The organism is Methylobacterium platani (assembly GCF_001653715.1).
GTDB lineage: Bacteria > Pseudomonadota > Alphaproteobacteria > Rhizobiales > Beijerinckiaceae > Methylobacterium > Methylobacterium platani.
The window spans coordinates 93,607-110,017 of record NZ_LWHQ01000043.1 but is presented as its reverse complement, the minus strand read 5'-3'; the positions used below and the strand labels follow the sequence as shown (position 1 = coordinate 110,017).

Genomic DNA, 16,411 nt, shown 5'->3' with positions numbered 1-16,411 from the left:
CGCCTGCCAGGGCGCGCAGCGAAGGTCTCACCACCACAGGGCGGGGGCGTCGGGTGTCGTGCGGTCGGCATCGCCCTCCGGGCGCAGCGAGCGGTCGAGGCTCGCCAGGATGGTGCGGGCGGCGGCCTCGCTGCCGGGGGACGAGGGCTGGCGCGGGCGGCTCAGCGGCAACGGAATCGTGTCGTCGGTCCGGCCCGGCTTCGGCCGCAGCACCACGGCACGGTCGGCGAGGGCCACGGCTTCCGCCACGTCGTGGGTGACGAGGAGCACGGTCGGCCGGGTCTCCTCCCACAGGGAGAGCAGGTGGCGGTGCAGCCCGGCGCGGGTGAGGGCGTCGAGGGCCGAGAACGGCTCGTCGAGGAGCAGCACCTTCGGGGCGGCGACGAAGGCGCGGGCGATCGCCACCCGCTGCTGCTGGCCGCCCGACAGGTCGCGCGGCCAGCGCCCGGCATGCTCGGCGAGGCCGACGCGCTCCAGGGCATGCGCCACCCGGGCCCGGCGCTCGGCCTTGCCCAGGGACGCGAGGCCGAACCCCACATTGTCGGCGACGGTGAGCCAGGGCAGCAGCCGCGGCTCCTGGAACACGATGCCGACGCCCGGATGCGGCGATGAGATCGCCTCGCCGTCGAGGCTGATGCCGCCTTCGCTCGCCCGGTCGAGCCCGGCGATCAGGCGCAGCAGGGTGGTCTTGCCGCAGCCCGAGCCGCCGATCAGCGCGACGATCTCGCCGGCCCGCACCGCGAGCGAGAGATCGGCCAGCGCCCGGGTGCCGTCGGCATAGGTCTTCGACAGCCGGTCGAGGATCAGCATCTCAGAGGGACTCCCGCGCGGTGTCCTGCCAGCGCGCCAGGGGCGAGGTCAGCCCGACGAGCACCGCGTCGCAGAGCTTGCCGAGGATCGCGAAAGCCAGGATCGCCGCGACGATCTGGTCCGGCTTGCCGAGCTGCTGGCCGTCGAGGAGGAGGTAGCCGAGGCCTTCCGAGGCGCCGAGGAGCTCCGCCGCCGCCACGAACATGAAGCCGAGTCCGAGGCCCGTGCGGAGCGCCACGAGCGTCGCGGGCAGCACCGCCGGCAGCAGGATGCGCCGGGCGAGCGCGGCGCGCGACAGCCGGAAGACCCGGCCGACCTCGACGAGCTTGCGGTCGACGCCCGCGATGGCGCCCGCCACCCCGAGATAGACCGGGAAGAACACGCCGACCGCGATCAGGGTGATCTTCGAGGTCTCGAAGATGCCGAACCACAGGATGAACAGCGGCACCCAGGCGATCGAGGGAATCGCCCTGAGCGCCTGGAGGCTCGGATCGAGGAGGCGCCGCATCCACGGCAGGGTGCCGGTGAGCGCCCCGACCGCGATGCCGGCGAGCGCCCCGAAGCCGAACCCGGCCGCGACCCGGGTCAGGCTGGCGAGCACGTGGGTCCAGAGCTCGCCGCTCGCCGCGAGGCCCCACAGGGTGGCGAGCACGCGGCTCGGCGGCGGCACCAGCCGCCCCTGCGCTAGGCCCGCCCGCACCGCGGCCTCCCAGGCGAGGGCGAGCGCCAGCGGCAGGACGAGGCCGGCGAGCACCCGCCCGCCGGGCAGGCGCGGGGCGGTCGGGACCGCGGCCGCGGGGAGCGTCCCGGCCTCCGGCCTCACGGCGCCGCCGGGCCGAAGCGCGGGTCGATCAGCGCCTGGACCGCGGCGCCGACATCGGTGCCGGCCGGGATCACCCCGGCATCGAGGAGGGCGGTGCCGGCATCCAGGATCGTCTCGGCCTGGAGCTTGCCGATCGCCGGCTGCGACAGGTCGGTGCGCGCGAGCTGGCGCGCCACCACCGGCTCGGGCAGCCTCGTCGCCGCGACCAGGATCCGCGTCAGCTCCCGCGGGTCGGCGAGCGCGAGCTTGCGCGCCTCCTCGTAGGCGGCCAGCACCTTGCGGGTGAGGTCGGGATTCTGCCTGGCGAAATCCTCGCGGACGTTGAGCACGCCCCAGGTGTTGGCGGCCGGATCGCGATGGAACAGCACGTCGCCGTTCTCGATCTCGGCCGCCGCCATGATCGGGTCGAGGCCGGCCCAGGCATCGACGTCGCCGCGGTCGAGGGCCGTGCGGCCGTCGGGATGCTGGAGCAGCACCAGCTTCACGTCGCGCTCGGTCAGGCCGGCGGCCCGCAAGGACCGGATCAGGAAGATGTGCGGGTCGGTGCCGCGGGTGACGGCGACGCGGCGGCCCTTCAGGTCGCCCACGGCCTTGATGCCGGAATCGGGCCGGGTCACGAGCGCGGTCCATTCCGGCCGCGAGAAGGCGTAGACCGCCTTGATCGGGTTGCCGTTGATCCGCGCCAGCAGGGCCGCCGCGCCGGCGGTCGAGCCGAAGTCGATCGAGCCGGCATTGAGGAACTCGAGCGCCTTGTTGGAGCCGAGCGACTGGACCCAGCGCACGGTGATCCCCTCGGGCGCCAGCGCCTTCTCGATCAGGCCCTTGTCCTTCAGGACGAGGCTGACCGGGTTGTAGGTCGCCCAGTCGAGGCGCACCTCCCGGGCCGATTGCGCGAGGGCCGGGCCGCAGGCGGCGAGGCCGGCGGCCCCGAGGGCGGCGCCGATGAGCGCGCGGCGATGGATGCGCATCGTCTCTCCCTGACTGGCCGCCGGCCCTCCGAGCGGGGGCGGACCGGCGCGAAAGCTAGGGCGGACCGTTCGGAATGTCAAACAATCCGGACGACGAAGCGGATTAGCCTTTTGGATCGAACGTCGCTGTCCTGTGGGCACCTGTGTGCCGCGCGGAAGCGTTGGCTTTCCGCCGGCCGTGATGCGAAACAGGGGGCGACGCGACGGGACCCGGCCGCGCGCGCGAACCCCGACGCTCCAGTCCCGACCCCGGCAGCCATGTCCGACCCCGTCATCGACCCCGCCGATACCGACGCCGCCCTGCGCGCGCTGCTCGCCGGCATCGACCAGTCGCTCAGCGACCCGACCCGCCTGCGCGAGCGGCTGGTGCCGGAATTGCGCCGCATCATCGAGGCCGGCCGCGCCGAGGCCGAGCGGCGCCTGCTCGCCGACCGCGACGGCCATGCCTGCGCCGGCCTGATCTGCGCCCAGATGGATGCGGTGATCCGGGCGATCTACGACGCCGTGGTCAAGCGGCTCTACCGGGCCGACAACCCGACGGCGGCCGAGCAGATCGCCGTGGTGGCGACCGGCGGCTACGGCCGCGGCCTGCTGGCGCCGGGCTCCGACATCGATCTCCTGTTCCTGCTGCCCTACAAGCAGACCGCCTGGAGCGAGAGCGTCGTCGAGGCGATGCTCTACGTGCTGTGGGACCTCAAGCTGAAGGTCGGCCACGCCACCCGCTCGGTCGCCGATTGCCTGCGCGAGGGCCGCGGCGACATGACGATCCGCACGGCGCTCCTCGAATCGCGCTTCCTGTTCGGCGACCGGGCGCTGTTCAACGAGCTCGAGACCCGCTTCGACCGCGAGGTGGTGCAGGGCACCGCCGCCGAGTTCGTCGAGGCCAAGCTGAAGGAGCGCGACGCCCGCGTCCAGAAGAGCGGCGCCTCGCGCTACCTCGTCGAGCCCAACGTCAAGGACGGCAAGGGGGGTCTTCGCGATCTCAACACCCTGTTCTGGATCGCCAAGTACACGTTCCGGGTGAAGGAGGCGGCCGACCTCGTCGAGGCCGGGCTGTTCACCCCCGACGAATTGCGGCTGTTCGAGCGCTGCGACGAGTTCCTGTGGCGGGTGCGCTGCCACATGCACTTCGTCACCGGGCGCTCGGAGGAGCGGCTGTCCTTCGGGCTGCAGCCGCGCATCGCCGAGCGCCTGGATTACGGCGCCCGCGGCGGCCTCGCGGCGGTCGAGCGGTTCATGAAGGCGTATTTCCTGGTCGCCAAGGATGTCGGCGACCTCACCGCCATCGTCTGCGCCGAGATGGAGGCGCGCCACGCCAAGCGCCCGCCGGTGCTCGATCGCTGGCTGCGCCGCTTCAAGCAGCATTTCCGCGCGCCCGACCTCGAGGCCGACGATTTCCGCATCCATACCGGCCGGCTCGACGTGCGCGACGACGCCGCCTTCGAGCGCGATCCCGTCAACCTGATCCGGCTGTTCTGGCTCTCCGACCGCCACGACCTCGCGATCCACCCCGACGCGAGCCGGCTCGCGACCCGGTCGCTCGCCCTGATCGGCCCGATGGTGCGGGTCGACCCGGAGGCCAACCGCCTGTTCCTGGAGCTGCTCACCTCGCAGAACGCCCCCGAGACGGTGCTGCGGCACATGAACGAGACCGGGGTGCTCGGGCGCTTCGTGCCGGATTTCGGCCGCATCGTCGCGATGATGCAGTTCAACATGTACCACCACTTCACGGTGGACGAACACCTGATCCGCTCTCTCGGGGTGCTGGCCAAGATCGAGGCCGGGGAGACCGAGGAGGAGCATCCGCTCGCCCACCGGATCGTCGGCACGATCCAGAACCGCCGCGCCCTCTACGTGGCGATGTTCCTGCACGACATCGCCAAGGGCCGGAAGGAGGACCACTCGATCGCCGGCGCCGCCGTCGCCCGCAAGCTCGGGCCGCGCTTCGGGCTCGACGCTGCCGAGACCAGCACCGTCGCATGGCTCGTCGAGCACCACCTGCTGATGTCGATGACGGCGCAGAGCCGCGACCTCTCGGACCCCAAGACCATCGAGACCTTCGCGGGCGTGGTGCAGAGCCTGGAGCGGCTGAAGCTCCTCCTCGTCATCACCATCGCCGACATCAAGGCGGTCGGGCCCGGGACCTGGACCGCCTGGAAGGCGACGCTGCTGCGCACCCTCTACTACGAGACCGAGATGGTCCTGTCGGGCGGGCGCTCGGAGGTCCCGCGCACCGACCGGGTGCGGCTGATCCAGATGCGCCTGCGCGAGCAGCTCGCCGACTGGTCGGCGGAGGAGTTTGACGCCTATGCGGGCCGGCACTACCCGCATTACTGGCTCAAGGTCGATGCCGGGCGCCAGCTCAAGAACGCCCGCTTCATCCGCGCGGCGGCGGAGGCCGGCAACACCGTCGCGACGATCTACGAGACGGACCAGTCGCGCGGCGTCACCGAGCTCTGCGTCTACTCGCCCGACCACCCGCGGCTGCTCGCCATCCTCACCGGCGCCTGCGCGGCGTCGGGCGGCAACATCGTCGACGCGCAGATCTTCACCACCGCCGACGGCTTCGTCCTCGACACCATCACCCTGTCGCGGGCCTTCGAGCGCGACGAGGACGAATTGCGCCGGGCCGGCCGCATCGCCACCGCGATCGAGCGGGCGCTCAAGGGCGAGATCCGCATCGCCGACCTCGTCGCCGACAAGCACCCGGCGAAGGACCGGCCGCGCACCTTCCAGGTCGCCCCGGACCTGTCGATCGACAACGCGCTCTCGGCCCGCGAGACGGTGCTGGAGATCTCCGGCCTCGACCGGCCGGGGCTGCTGTTCGATCTCACCTCGGCGCTCGGCCGGCTCAACCTCAACATCACCTCGGCCCACGTCGCGACCTTCGGCGAGCGGGCGGTCGACGTGTTCTACGTCACCGACCTCACCGGCACCAAGGTGACCCAGCCCGACCGGCAGGCGACCATCCGCCGGGCGGTGATGGCGGTGTTCGAGGCCGACCTGCCCCGCGGCGACCGGGGCCGGCGCGGGACGAAGGGCGCCCCCAAGGACGAGCGGGGCGACGCGGCCCCGGCGGCCGGCGAAGCTTGATTTCGTCGGCCGTCCACCTGATATCGGGGTCACTCCCAGACCCCTTTTTCGGAATGACGATGACGCCGAACGACACGGAGAACGCCGCGCGGGCTTACGAGCCCGAGGCTGCCGAGGGCGCCTCCGCGCCGGAGACCGCGCCGACCGCCGACGCGCTCGCCGCGCTCGAGGCCGAGAAGCTCGACCTCAAGGACAAGCTGCTGCGCACGCTCGCCGACATGGAGAACCTGCGCCGGCGCACCGAGCGCGAGGTGGCGGATGCCCGCACCTACGCGGTGACGAACTTCGCCCGCGACATGCTCAACGCCGCCGACAACGTCCGCCGCGCCCTCGAGGCCGTCCCGGCCGACGCCCGCGCGGCGACCGAGGGCCCGCTCAAGGCGCTGGTCGACGGGATCGAGCTGACCGAGCGCGACCTCATCAAGACCCTCGAGCGCCACGGCGTGAAGAAGGTCGAGCCGCACGGCCAGCGCTTCGACCCCAACCTGCACCAGGCGATGTTCGAGGTGCCCAACCCCGACGTGACCGCCGGCACCGTGGTCCAGGTGGTGCAGACCGGCTACGTCATCGGCGACCGCGTCCTGCGTCCGGCCCTCGTCGGCGTGGCGAAGGGCGGCCCGAAGGCCGAGGCGAAGCCGGCGGAAGGCTGAGCCCGGTCGATCGGGCGCGATGCCGAAAAACCCTCCCCCTCCGCGGGGGAGGGTGGCGAGCGTAGGCGAGCCGAGAGGGGGGACCGCGACGCCGTTCCAGCGCGCGCCCTTCGGTAACGGTTCCACTCGATCCGGAAACGGCGTGCCCTCTCCCGCCCGGTTCCCCCCCCTCCCTCGCAGAGGCAGGGCGATCGCATATGGGCAGAACCGGGATCGCGGCTCTGCGCGGGTAGGATCTCGATCGGATCCTGACGATCTTTCACGAGATCCGCGGTCACGGCGCGCCACGGCTTCGGCGAGGTGCCGTTCCCCGTGCTCTGCGGGCCGTCATGCGGCGAGACGACCAGCGTCGCCGTCGCCGACTTCGCCGCCGGTCACGAGGACGAGCTTCGCGAGGTGCTGGATCTGCGTCATGGTCCGCCCAGCCACGACACGGTCTCGCGCGCCCTGCATCTGCTCGACCCGCACGAACTCGTGCAGGCGTCGCGCGGGCTTGGCTGCGATGGAACGGCATCGACGCCGTAAGTCGGTGGCCGACCCCGACGACATCCCGATCCGCAAGGACAAGGAAACGAAGAGAGCGTCCCGGAGCAAGGACGCTCTCTTCGCCCTGTTTACTCGTATGCGTTACCCTGACCAGAAGAAGGGGCCGGACGCACGCTCGACAGCGTAAAGCAAGCCTAAAAGAACGATCGCACCAGCCCGCTCACCAGCAGGTTCCACCCGTCGATCAGGATGAAGAACAGCACCTTGAACGGCAGCGAGATCACCGTCGGCGGCAGCATCATCATGCCCATCGACATCACGATGGTCGAGACGATCATGTCGATGACGAGGAAGGGCAGGGCGATGAGGAAGCCGATCTCGAAGCCGCGGCGCAGCTCCGAAATCATGAAGGCCGGGATCAGGATGCGCAGGTCGATCTTCTCGCCCTCCTGCGGCTTCGGGAAGCTGCGGCTGGCGAGGTCCTGGAAGGTCTGGAGATCCTTCGGCCGCACCTGAGCCGACATGAACTCGCGGAACGGGTCGGTGATGCGGGTGAAGGCCTCCTCCTCGCTGATCCGGTTCTCCTGCAGGGGCCGCACGCCCTCGCTCCAGGCCCGGTCGAAGGTCGGTGCCATGACGTAGAAGGTCATGAACAGCGACAGGCTGACCAGGAACAGGTTGGCCGGCGTGCTCTGCAGGCCCAGCCCCGAGCGCAGGAACGAGAACGCGACGGCGAAGCGCGTGAAGCTCGTCACCATCACGAGCAGCCCCGGCGCCAGCGAGAGCACCGTGAGCAGCGCCACGAGCTGGAGGATGCGCCCGCTCGCCGCGCCGTTGCCCGGCGGCAGCAGCGCGTCGAGGCCCGGGATGCCGGTGACGCTGGCGCCCGCGCCCTGCGCCAGGGCGGCGCCGGCGGGAACGAGCAGCAGGGCCGCCGTGCCGACGAGGAGGATCGCGCGCCGGCTCACTCGACCACCGCTCACTGCACCACCAGGGCTTCGACGATGACCTCGCGCACCGCCCCCTTGGTGCGCAGGGACACGCGCTCGTTCAGGTCCTCGCGCAGGTGCTGCAGGCCGCTCGCCCCCTCGATCTGCGCCGTCGAGAGCGTGCGCAGGTAGGCGACGATGTCGGCCTTGACCTCCGCGACCGTGATGTCCGGGGTCGGCAGGCTGCCGGTCTTGAACACCACCGAGGATTCGAGCCGGATCCAGGAATCGGCCGGCTCGGCGAGGTTCGTCACCACCGAGCCGACGCTGCGCAGGGTCAGATCGCCGGTGTAGTTCAGCACCTTGGCGGCCTTCTCGTGCTCCTGCGCCTCGCGCGCCTTCTCGCCGGCGGCCTTCTCGACGCTGGTCATCAGGTACAGCCCGAGGCCCGCGCCGGTGCCGACCGCCACCAGGGTGCAGAGGGCGAGCGCGCCGATCCAGGCCTTGCCGCCGCCCTTCTTCTTGTCGTTCGTGTCCGCCATCGCGGGTCCTCTCGGTGCGAGGCCGTCAGAACGGCGCGACGGTCTCGAAGATCTGCTGGCCGAGGGTCGACCCCTGCACGTCGGTCAGGCGGCCGCGACCGCCATAGGAGACGCGGGCCTCGGCGATCTTGTCGTAGTCGATGGTGTTCTTGCGCGAGACGTCGCGCGGCCGCACGATGCCGGCGATGGTGAGCACCCGGACCTCGTTGTTGACCCGGATCTCCTGCGAGCCGCTGATCAGGAGGTTGCCGTTCGGCAGCACCTCGGTGACCACCGCCGCCACCGACAGGCTCAGGTTCTCCTTGCGGTCGATCGAGCCCTGGCCCTTGGTCTCGGTGCCCGAGCGGATGCCGGCATCGGCCGTGGCCGAGTCCTTCAGGGCCGAGACGCCGTAGCCGAAATCGAAGCCGAGGCTCGATTTCTGGCTGCGCGAGCGATCGCTGGCGTTGTCGAACTGCGCCTTGTCGTTGATCGAGATGCTGACGGTCAGCACGTCGCCGATATTGCGGGCGCGGGGGTCCTGGAACAGGTCGGCGCTCGCCGGCGACCAGGTCGAGTGGTAGCCGTGGCGGCTCTGCAGCGAGCCGAAGGTCGAGGGCAGGGCCTCGCGCGGCGCGGCGAGCCCGGTGCCGATCGGCGTCAGCACCGGCGGGCGGCCGAACTCGTCGAGCTTGCTCTGGCAGCCGGCGAGGGACAGGCCGAGAAGGCAGAGGGCCGGAAGCTGGCGGGTCATCACGATCTCTCGTTGTCCTTGCGGCGGCCGGCCTCGGCCATCTTGCGGGCCAGCGCGGCGGCGCGGGAGGCCTCCATCTCGGCGAGCACCGCGCTCGCCGTGCGGGCGTTGAGCTTCACCAGGATCGCCGCGGCGGCGTCCTCGGGCATGTTGGAGAGCTGGAGCGCCGCGGCGTCCGCCCGCATCTTGGCGTAGACCGCCACCACGCCGTCCTCGGCCTTGGCCAGGAACTCCTTGCGGCGCTGGACCACGGCCTCGTACTCGGCGCGCTTCTCCTCGAGGCGGCGGATGCGCTCCTCGACCTGCTTCTCGAGCGCGGCGAGCTGCTCCTTCTGCCAGGCGTAGCGGGCATCGGCCGCGGCGTCCGCGATGGTGGCGCAGTAGCCGGTCTTGCCGGAATCCCTGCCGGAATCCCTGGCCGCGACGAACTCCTGCGCGGTCGGCTCCTTGGGGGCGTCGCGGGCGGCGATGGCCCGCATCGCCGCGTCCTTGGCCGGGTCGCTCGCCGCCCCGCCATGGCCGTCGCCGGCGGCGAGCGCCGGGGCGGCGAGACCCAGCAGCAGCAGCGTGAGGAGGGTCCGGGTCATTGCACGACGAGCTCCGCCTGGAGGGCGCCGGCGGTCTTCACCGCCTGGAGGATCGCGATGATGTCGGTGGGCTTCAGGCCGACCTGGTTGAGGCCGCGCACCAGCGTCTGCAGGTCCGAGCCGCCGATGATCGCGAGCCGGCCCTGCTCCTCGCGGGCCGCCACCTCCGTGCGCGGGACCACCGTGGTCTGGCCGTTGGAGAAGGGCGCGGGCTGGGACACTTCCGGCGTCTCGGTGACCCGCACCGTGAGGTTGCCGTGGGTGACCGCCACCGTGGAGATCTGCACGTTGCGGCCGATCACCACCGTGCCGGTGCGCTGGTCGACCACGACCCGGGCCGGCACGTCGGGCTGGATCGTCAGGTCGCCGATCTCGGCGACGAGGCGCGGCAGGATCATGTCGCGGGGGCGCTGCAGCACCACCGAGCGCTGGTCGCGCGGGCTGGCGATGCGGCGGTGGAAGCGGCCGACCGCGTAGGCGTTGATCGCGTCGGCCACCAGCGTCGCGGTCTTGAAGTCGGGGTTCTTCAATTCGAAGACCAGCTCGGGCAGGTCGCGGAAGGCGCCCGGCACCTCGCGCTCGATGAGCGCGCCGTTGGGGATGCGGCCGGCGGTCGGCACGCCCTGCGTCAGCTGCTCGGCCTGGCCCTGCGCCGAGAAGCCCGAGACCGCGAGCGGCCCCTGCGCGGCGGCGTAGACGTTGCCGTCGCCGCCCGAGAGCGGGGTCATCAGCAGGGTGCCGCCGCGCAGGGACGTCGCGTCGCCGAGCGAGGTCACCGTGACGTCGATGCGCGAGCCGGCGCCGACGTAGGGCGGCAGGTCGGCCGTCACCATCACGGCGGCGACGTTGCGGGTGCGCAGGCGCGCGTCGCGCACGTTGATGCCCATCCGGTCGAGCATCGATTGCAGCGACTGCTCGGTGAACTGGGCGTTGCGCAGGGTGTCGCCGGTGCCTTGCAGGCCGGTGACGAGGCCGTAGCCGACGATCTGGTTGTCGCGCACGCCCTTGAGGCTGGCGACGTCCTTGATGCGGGCGTAGCCGCCGGTGGCGATGACCGGCGCGACCGCGAAGGCCGGGACCGCCGGGGCCGCGAGACCCCCGCCGAGCGCGAGAAGTCCAAGGACGGCGCGCGCGACGCGCAACACGGCCTTCGTCGGGACCCGCCGCATCAGAAGCCGCCGATCTTGATGCGGCCGTCGGCCATCACCGTGCCGAGCACGATGCGGTTGGTGTCGGTGTTGCGCACCCGGACGGTCTCGCCGAGGCCGCCGTTCTGCAACGGCGACCCGACCGCCGTGATGACGAGGCCGTTCTCCTCGAAGATCATCTGGGTCGGGGTGCCGCGGCTGACGAGGCGCGGGTCGTCGACGGCGTTGACCGGCACCGGCTCGCCCGGCAGCAGCGTGCGGCGGGCGATGCGTCCGACGATCGCGAGCGGCGCGTCGATCACCGCGGCCCGGGCCCGGTAGGTCGTCGGGTAGGCCTGGAGCCGCAGCATCGATTCCTTGATCGTGTCGCCCGGATAGATCGTCACGGTCGGCACCGGCAGCATGAGCTCGTCGGCCCGGAGCGGCGGCGCCACGGGAGCCGGCGCGGAGGGCCCGGGCGCGGCCACGCCGAGGGCGGCCGGCAGGCAGAGGCCGACCAGCGCCAAGAGGAGATGGGAGTGCCGGAGGAGGGGGGGCATGGGGATGTCGCGCCGGGAGGAGGGGCGGCGCCGGCGCCGGGGCCGGCGGCGAGGCAGTCTCACCGAGGTCGGTCCGTCCGGAGACCGGGCGGACCGGATGCGGGGCCTACCGGATGCGTGGCTACCGGATGCCCTTGGAGATCGTGCCCGCCATCTCGTCGACGGCCTGGATCACCTTGGAGTTCATCTCGAACGAGCGCTGGGCGGTGATCAGGCTGGTGATCTCCTTGACCGGGTCGACGTTCGAGCCTTCGAGGTAGCCCTGCTGCAGCTTGCCGTAGCTGGCGTCACCCGGGTTGCCGATCACCGCCGCGCCCGAGGCCGGGGTCTCGCGATAGAGGCCGTTGCCGAGGGGCTCCAGCCCCGACTCGTTGGCGAAGTTGGCGATGGTGATCTGGCCGATATTCTGCTGCGCCACCTGGCCGTCGATCTTGGCGAAGACCTGGCCCGACTGGTTGATAGTGATCTCGGTCGCGGTCGGCGGGATCAAGATCGCCGGATCGACGGTGTAGCCCTCGAGCGTGACGAGCTGCCCGGTGGCGTTCTTGTTGAAGGCGCCGGCGCGGGTGTAGTTGATCTCGCCGCTCGGGCTGGTGATCTGGAAGTAGCCGCGACCGTTGATGGCGAGATCGAGCTGGTTGGCCGTGTTGGTGAGCTGGCCCTGGCGGTGCAGGTTGCGGATCGCCGCGGCGCGCACGCCGAGGCCGAGCATCGCGCCCTCGGGGATCGCCTCCTGGCCGGACTGGTTGGGCACGCCCTGCTGGCGCTCGGCCTGGTAGAGCAGGTCGGTGAACTCGGCCCGCGCGCCCTTGAACCCGGTGGTGTTCAGGTTGGCGATGTTGTTGGCGATGACCTCGAGGTTGAGCTGCTGGGCGGACATGCCCGTGGCGGCGACGGCGAGCGCTCTCATCTGCGTAAAATCCTCAGATCGCCATGCGGCTCAGTTCGAGGTAGGCGGCCACGACCTTGTCGCGGATGGCCACCGCGGTCTGCAGGCTCTGCTCGGCGGACATCACCGCCTCGACGACCTGCTGGGTCGAGGCCTTGCCCTGGATGCCGGCGATCGAGGCGGCCTCGCTGGCGCGCAGGTCGTTGCGCACTCCGCTCGCGAAGCTCGCCATGATCTGCCCGAAATCGGCCGGCGCGGCGGACTCGATGCCCGGCATCGCGGCGCCGGTCACCAGGGGCAGCGCGGCGCGCACGGGCGCGGCGGCCTCGGGCCGGGAGGAGGCGGCGGCCCGGTCGAAGGCCGAGAGGGTGAGGGCCTCGATCATCGGATGCTCATGTCCTCAGGAGGTCGATCACGCTGGCCACCATCGCGCGGGCCTGCTTGATCACCTGCAGATTGGCTTCGTAGGAGCGGTTGGCCTCGCGCATGTCGGCCATCTCGATCAGGGCGTTGACGTTCGGCAGCTTGACGTTGCCGTTCTGGTCCGCCGCCGGGCTGCTCGGGTCGTATTCGACCCGGAACGGGGTCTTGTCGGTGTCGATGTCGCGCACACGCACCGACGCGGCGCCGACCATGCGGTCGAGCTCGGCCTTGAAGGTCACGGTCTTGCGCGCGTAGGGGTCGGCCCCCGGCGCGTCGCCGGTCGACTGGGCGTTGGCGAGGTTCTCCGACACCACGCGCATGCGCAGCGACTGGGCCTCGAGGCCCGCGCTCGCGAGGCGGGAGGCGGCCTGCAGGGGGTCGATCACGATCCGCTCCTCACGGCCGACATCAGCATGCGGTGGAAGCTGCGCACCACGCCGACATCGAGGTTGTGCTGGCGCGACACGTCGGACGCCTTCAGCATCTCCTGCTCCAGGCTGACGCTGCTCGAGGTCTCGAGCACGTCCCAGCCGCCCGTGTCCTTGCGCGTCGACACGCCGAGGCCGGGCGCGCCGAGATGCGCCTGCGACGTCGTCGCCATCTCGGTGCCGGTGCGGGCCAGCACCTGGGCGAAGGGCACGGTGTCCCGGGCCTGGTAGCCCTGGGTGTTGGCGTTCGCCACGTTGCCGGCGATCGTCGACTGGCGCACCGACAGGTAGCGGCCGTGCAGCGAGGCGAGATCGAACAGGTAGACGCCCGTCACGCGACCCCCTCCATGTCCGTCACTCCTCTGTCGCCGTCCCGAAACGACCCGATGGCCGGGCCTGCCGCGTAACCCGGGGTTTAGGAGCGCTACCTTGCCCGAGGCTGGCGGGGCTTGCGGCGAGGTGCGGGCCCGGCGCCCGGCGCGGCGTGCATCCGCGCCTTGACAGGGGAGCCCCGTCCCCGGCACTGGCGCTGGTCCCTCTTTTCCGCGCTCCCGGTCCGTCCCGCGATGCTCCCGGCCCCGTCGCCCTCCGAGCCGGTCTTCCCGTCGGTTCTCCTGCCGGTCCAGGCCCGCTACGCCGGCGGGGCCGGCCCCGGCGCGCGCGAGGGCGAGCACCGGATCACCGCCAACAACCGCTGGTCCCGGGTGCTCCTGACCTTCCCCGACCTGCCGGCGGGCATCTGGTGCTGCCTCGAGGCCCGCCTCGGCTGGGCGCCCGACGAGGAGGGGGGGCAGGCCCTCGACTTCGCACTCGCCGGCTTCGATTTCCTCGCCGCCGACGGATCGAGCCTCGACCTCGAGCAGGTGCCCGGCCTCGCCCGCACCCTGCTCGATCCCCACAGCGCCTGGATCGCCGGGCCGGCCTGCCAGCCCGCCGGCAGCGAGTTCGCCCGGGCCGCCCCGGTGCGGGTGGCCTTCGGGGTGCCGCCCCAGGCCCGCGGCCTCGCGCTGACCCTGCGCTCCTGGCGCAACTCCGAGGGGTTCACGGTCGCGGATCCGTGCCTGCGGCCCGGCGCGGCCCTGGAGGCGGACGCCTTCCGCCGCCGCCGCCTCGGGCCGCGCCCTGAGCCCTTGCGCCACACCCTGGTGCCGGGCCTCGGCCTCGTCGTGCGCGGGCAGGTCCATGCCGGCCGTCCCAACGAGCACGCGGCGCGGGCGAGCCTCGTCTACCGCGATCGCGACGGGGCGGAGATCCCGCCGCCCTATCCGGGCACCGTCTCGATCCCGGGCTTCGACGACCGGCCCGGTCTCGGCGCGACGATCAACCTGCCGGCCCAGCCCCAGGCCCGCCGCTTCACCCTCGACCTGGAGCCGCCGCCGGGGGCGGCCTCCCTCGATCTCGCCTTCGGCACCTGGGAGGAGGAGGGCGAGGCGCTGCCCGCCGTGGAGCTCCTCGGCCCGCCGGAGGTGGCGCTGGAGGACGGGTTCCGGCTGGAAGCCCTCTGCGGCGACGATCTCCTCGACGCGCCGGGCTTCCTCGCCCGCCTCTCGGCCCGGCTCGGGCGCGACCCCGGCGCCGAGGCCGCCTGGATCCCGGGGCCCGGGGAGGCCGGCGCCGCCGCCCTGGCCCTCGCCCGCGCCCGGACGCTCCGGGGCGAGGCCGAGCGGCCGGTCGCCTTGCGGCCCGACGGCGGCCTCGCCTTGCGCCTCGCGGGCGCCCCGGACTGGCCCCTGCCGGAGGCCCCGAGCTTCCGCGAGGATCCGTTCCGGGCCACCCCCTCCCTGGCGATTCCCTGGCGGCTCGCCTACCAGTCCCTCGCCTGGCTCGCGGCGCTGGCCGAGGCGGCGCCGGCCCGGGCCCTCGCCCTGGCCCAGGCCTGGTCGCGGGCCAACCCCTGGGGCCAGCCGGCCGACCCCCTGAGCCTGCATCCGGCGGCCCTGCCGGCCCGGGCCGAGATGTGGATCGGGCTCCTCGCCCTGCCGGGCGCCGGGGCGGCCGCCCCCCTCCTCACCGGCGAGGCGGTGCGGCACGGTTTCGCCCTGGCGGAGATCGTCGGCCAGAACACCTTCGGGCGCAGCCTGCACCAGCTCCAGGCCGCCGCCGCGCTGCTCGCCATCGCCCGCGCGCTGCCGCGCCTGCCGCTCGCCGGCCACTGGGACGGGCTCGCCCGCGAGAGCCTGCGCGACGGCGTGCCGGCCCTTCTCCCGCAGCACGGGCTCTGCACCGAGCCCTCGCTTCACCGCCGCCTCGACCTCGCGACCCTCGGGCGCGCGCTCAAGGACCTCCTCGGCGAGGCCGCGCCCGGCCCCCTCGTCGCTGCCCGCACGGAGGCGGCGCTCGCGGACCTCGCCGGCCGCCTCGATCCCGGCGGCCGGCTGCCGCCCTTCGGCGAGGTGTTTTCCGGGAGCGACGATGCCGGCTGGATCGCGCGCCTGCGCGGTGCCGGGCTGGTAGCGCAGCGCCCCGCCGCACCCGCGGCGTCCCCGGCCGCCGCCGCGACGCTGCACGCCGACGGCCTGTCGGCCCGCCACGAGGCCCCGGGCCGCGGCTGGGCCCATTTCGCCTGCACCTTCGCCGAGACCTCGCCGCAGGGCCACGCCGACTGCACCTCCTACGTCTACGCGGCGAACGCCACACGCTGGATCGTCGAGGCCGGAGGCTCGGAGCAGGTCGAGACCGGGGCGGCGCGCCACTACCTGCTCTCGGCCCGTGCCCACAACGTCGCCGTGCCCGACGGGCGCGAGCCGGTGGCCGGGCGCGGCCGCCACCGCGGCAGCCTCGCGCTGCCGGGCGCCACCGCCCACGCGGTCGAGACCAATGTCCACGGGCCGGGCGTGCAGCACCGGCGGATCTTCGTGCTGCCGCACGACCTCTCGGGCCTCGCGGTGATCGACCGCTTCGCCCTCGACGGCGGCGGCGCCCTGACCTTCCGGGCCTTCGCCCATCTCGCGCTCGAGACCCTGGTCGCGATCGAGGGCTCGCGCCGGGCGCAGGCCCGCCAGGGCGGACGGCGCCTCGGCCTGGTGCCCTTCGCCATCGCCGGCCGGGTCTCGGGCCTCGACGCGGTGATCGCCCGCAGCGACCGGCCCGGGACGATGCAGGGTTTCGTCGTCGCCCGCCCCGGCGTGCTGGAGCCCGCCTGCACCCTGCGCTACGGGGTCTCGGGCCGCGGCACGGTCTGCGGCGGCCTGCTGATGGCGGTCGACGGCCCGGCGGAGGATTCGCTGGCGCGGATCCTGGCGCGGGAGGAACTGACGCCGTTCGTGATGCGGGATTAGGAGCTTCCACGGTCACGACACGAACTCCGTCGCCCAGCGGTCGGCCTCGCGGCCCATCGTTGGCCGACCCCCTTTCCCGGACGAC

General features: G+C 72.6%; 16 protein-coding genes and 1 pseudogene. 4 read left to right on the top strand and 13 right to left on the bottom strand.

Annotated elements, in window-relative coordinates:
* Positions 1-27: 27 nt before the first annotated feature.
* From A5481_RS21610 to A5481_RS21600, 3 genes are read right to left on the bottom strand one after another with little or no spacing between them, the layout of a single operon-like run.
* The gene (locus A5481_RS21610; RefSeq protein WP_048437210.1) at positions 28-810 is read right to left on the bottom strand and encodes an ABC transporter ATP-binding protein; all 783 of its coding nucleotides are present in this window, start codon (positions 808-810) and stop codon (positions 28-30) included.
* A 1-nt stretch (position 811) separates the two neighbouring features.
* Positions 812-1,633 (bottom strand): ABC transporter permease, encoded by an 822-nt coding sequence (locus tag A5481_RS21605; RefSeq protein WP_048437209.1) that lies wholly within the window; start codon positions 1,631-1,633, stop codon positions 812-814.
* Entirely contained in the window at positions 1,630-2,601 is a 972-nt protein-coding gene (locus A5481_RS21600) for an aliphatic sulfonate ABC transporter substrate-binding protein (protein WP_048437208.1), read from the bottom strand. The genes A5481_RS21605 and A5481_RS21600 overlap by 4 nt, the downstream gene beginning before the upstream one ends.
* A gap of 258 nt (positions 2,602-2,859) precedes the next feature.
* Here A5481_RS21600 and A5481_RS21595 point away from each other — a divergent pair, with 258 nt between their 5' ends.
* The 3 genes and pseudogenes from A5481_RS21595 to A5481_RS32690 all read left to right on the top strand — a co-directional run.
* Positions 2,860-5,694 (top strand): [protein-PII] uridylyltransferase, encoded by a 2,835-nt coding sequence (locus A5481_RS21595; RefSeq protein WP_082173582.1) that lies wholly within the window; start codon positions 2,860-2,862, stop codon positions 5,692-5,694.
* Positions 5,695-5,753: 59 nt separating this feature from the next.
* Positions 5,754-6,344 carry a nucleotide exchange factor GrpE gene (gene grpE, locus A5481_RS21590; protein ID WP_048437213.1) on the top strand — a complete coding sequence of 197 codons (591 nt, stop codon included), beginning with the start codon at positions 5,754-5,756 and terminating at the stop codon, positions 6,342-6,344.
* A 276-nt stretch (positions 6,345-6,620) separates the two neighbouring features.
* A pseudogene (locus A5481_RS32690) lies at positions 6,621-6,869 on the top strand (transposase family protein); the annotation flags it as partial.
* A 155-nt stretch (positions 6,870-7,024) separates the two neighbouring features.
* On the opposite strand, the gene fliP reads toward A5481_RS32690, so the two are convergent.
* The 10 genes from fliP to flgB form a co-directional block, all read right to left on the bottom strand.
* Positions 7,025-7,798, bottom strand: coding sequence for a flagellar type III secretion system pore protein FliP (gene fliP / locus A5481_RS21580; RefSeq protein WP_048437206.1), 774 nt, complete (start codon positions 7,796-7,798; stop codon positions 7,025-7,027).
* Positions 7,799-7,809: 11 nt separating this feature from the next.
* A complete protein-coding gene (locus A5481_RS21575; RefSeq protein WP_048437205.1) occupies positions 7,810-8,301 on the bottom strand; it encodes a flagellar basal body-associated FliL family protein in 492 nt (163 codons plus the stop codon).
* 25 nt (positions 8,302-8,326) lie between these two features.
* Positions 8,327-9,034: a flagellar basal body L-ring protein FlgH gene (gene flgH / locus A5481_RS21570; protein WP_048437204.1), complete on the bottom strand. Its 708-nt coding sequence runs from the start codon at positions 9,032-9,034 to the stop codon at positions 8,327-8,329.
* A complete protein-coding gene (locus A5481_RS21565; protein ID WP_048437203.1) occupies positions 9,034-9,621 on the bottom strand; it encodes a MotE family protein in 588 nt (195 codons plus the stop codon). The genes flgH and A5481_RS21565 overlap by 1 nt, the downstream gene beginning before the upstream one ends.
* Positions 9,618-10,763: a flagellar basal body P-ring protein FlgI gene (flgI, locus tag A5481_RS21560; protein WP_425339773.1), complete on the bottom strand. Its 1,146-nt coding sequence runs from the start codon at positions 10,761-10,763 to the stop codon at positions 9,618-9,620. Before flgI ends, A5481_RS21565 begins: the two co-directional genes overlap by 4 nt.
* 26 nt (positions 10,764-10,789) lie before the next feature.
* On the bottom strand, positions 10,790-11,308 hold the full coding sequence (gene flgA / locus A5481_RS21555; RefSeq protein ID WP_048437201.1) for a flagellar basal body P-ring formation chaperone FlgA: 519 nt from the start codon (positions 11,306-11,308) through the stop codon (positions 10,790-10,792).
* Positions 11,309-11,429: 121 nt separating this feature from the next.
* Positions 11,430-12,218, bottom strand: coding sequence for a flagellar basal-body rod protein FlgG (gene flgG, locus A5481_RS21550; protein ID WP_048437200.1), 789 nt, complete (start codon positions 12,216-12,218; stop codon positions 11,430-11,432).
* 13 nt (positions 12,219-12,231) lie between these two features.
* Positions 12,232-12,582 carry a flagellar hook-basal body complex protein FliE gene (gene fliE / locus A5481_RS21545; protein ID WP_048437199.1) on the bottom strand — a complete coding sequence of 117 codons (351 nt, stop codon included), beginning with the start codon at positions 12,580-12,582 and terminating at the stop codon, positions 12,232-12,234.
* Positions 12,583-12,589: 7 nt separating this feature from the next.
* Entirely contained in the window at positions 12,590-13,003 is a 414-nt protein-coding gene (gene flgC, locus A5481_RS21540; RefSeq protein WP_197514222.1) for a flagellar basal body rod protein FlgC, read from the bottom strand.
* Positions 13,003-13,383, bottom strand: coding sequence for a flagellar basal body rod protein FlgB (gene flgB, locus A5481_RS21535; RefSeq protein ID WP_048437197.1), 381 nt, complete (start codon positions 13,381-13,383; stop codon positions 13,003-13,005). Before flgB ends, flgC begins: the two co-directional genes overlap by 1 nt.
* 231 nt (positions 13,384-13,614) lie before the next feature.
* Here flgB and A5481_RS21530 point away from each other — a divergent pair, with 231 nt between their 5' ends.
* Entirely contained in the window at positions 13,615-16,326 is a 2,712-nt protein-coding gene (locus tag A5481_RS21530) for a heparinase II/III domain-containing protein (protein ID WP_064504288.1), read from the top strand.
* The last annotated feature ends 85 nt before the right edge of the window (positions 16,327-16,411 follow it).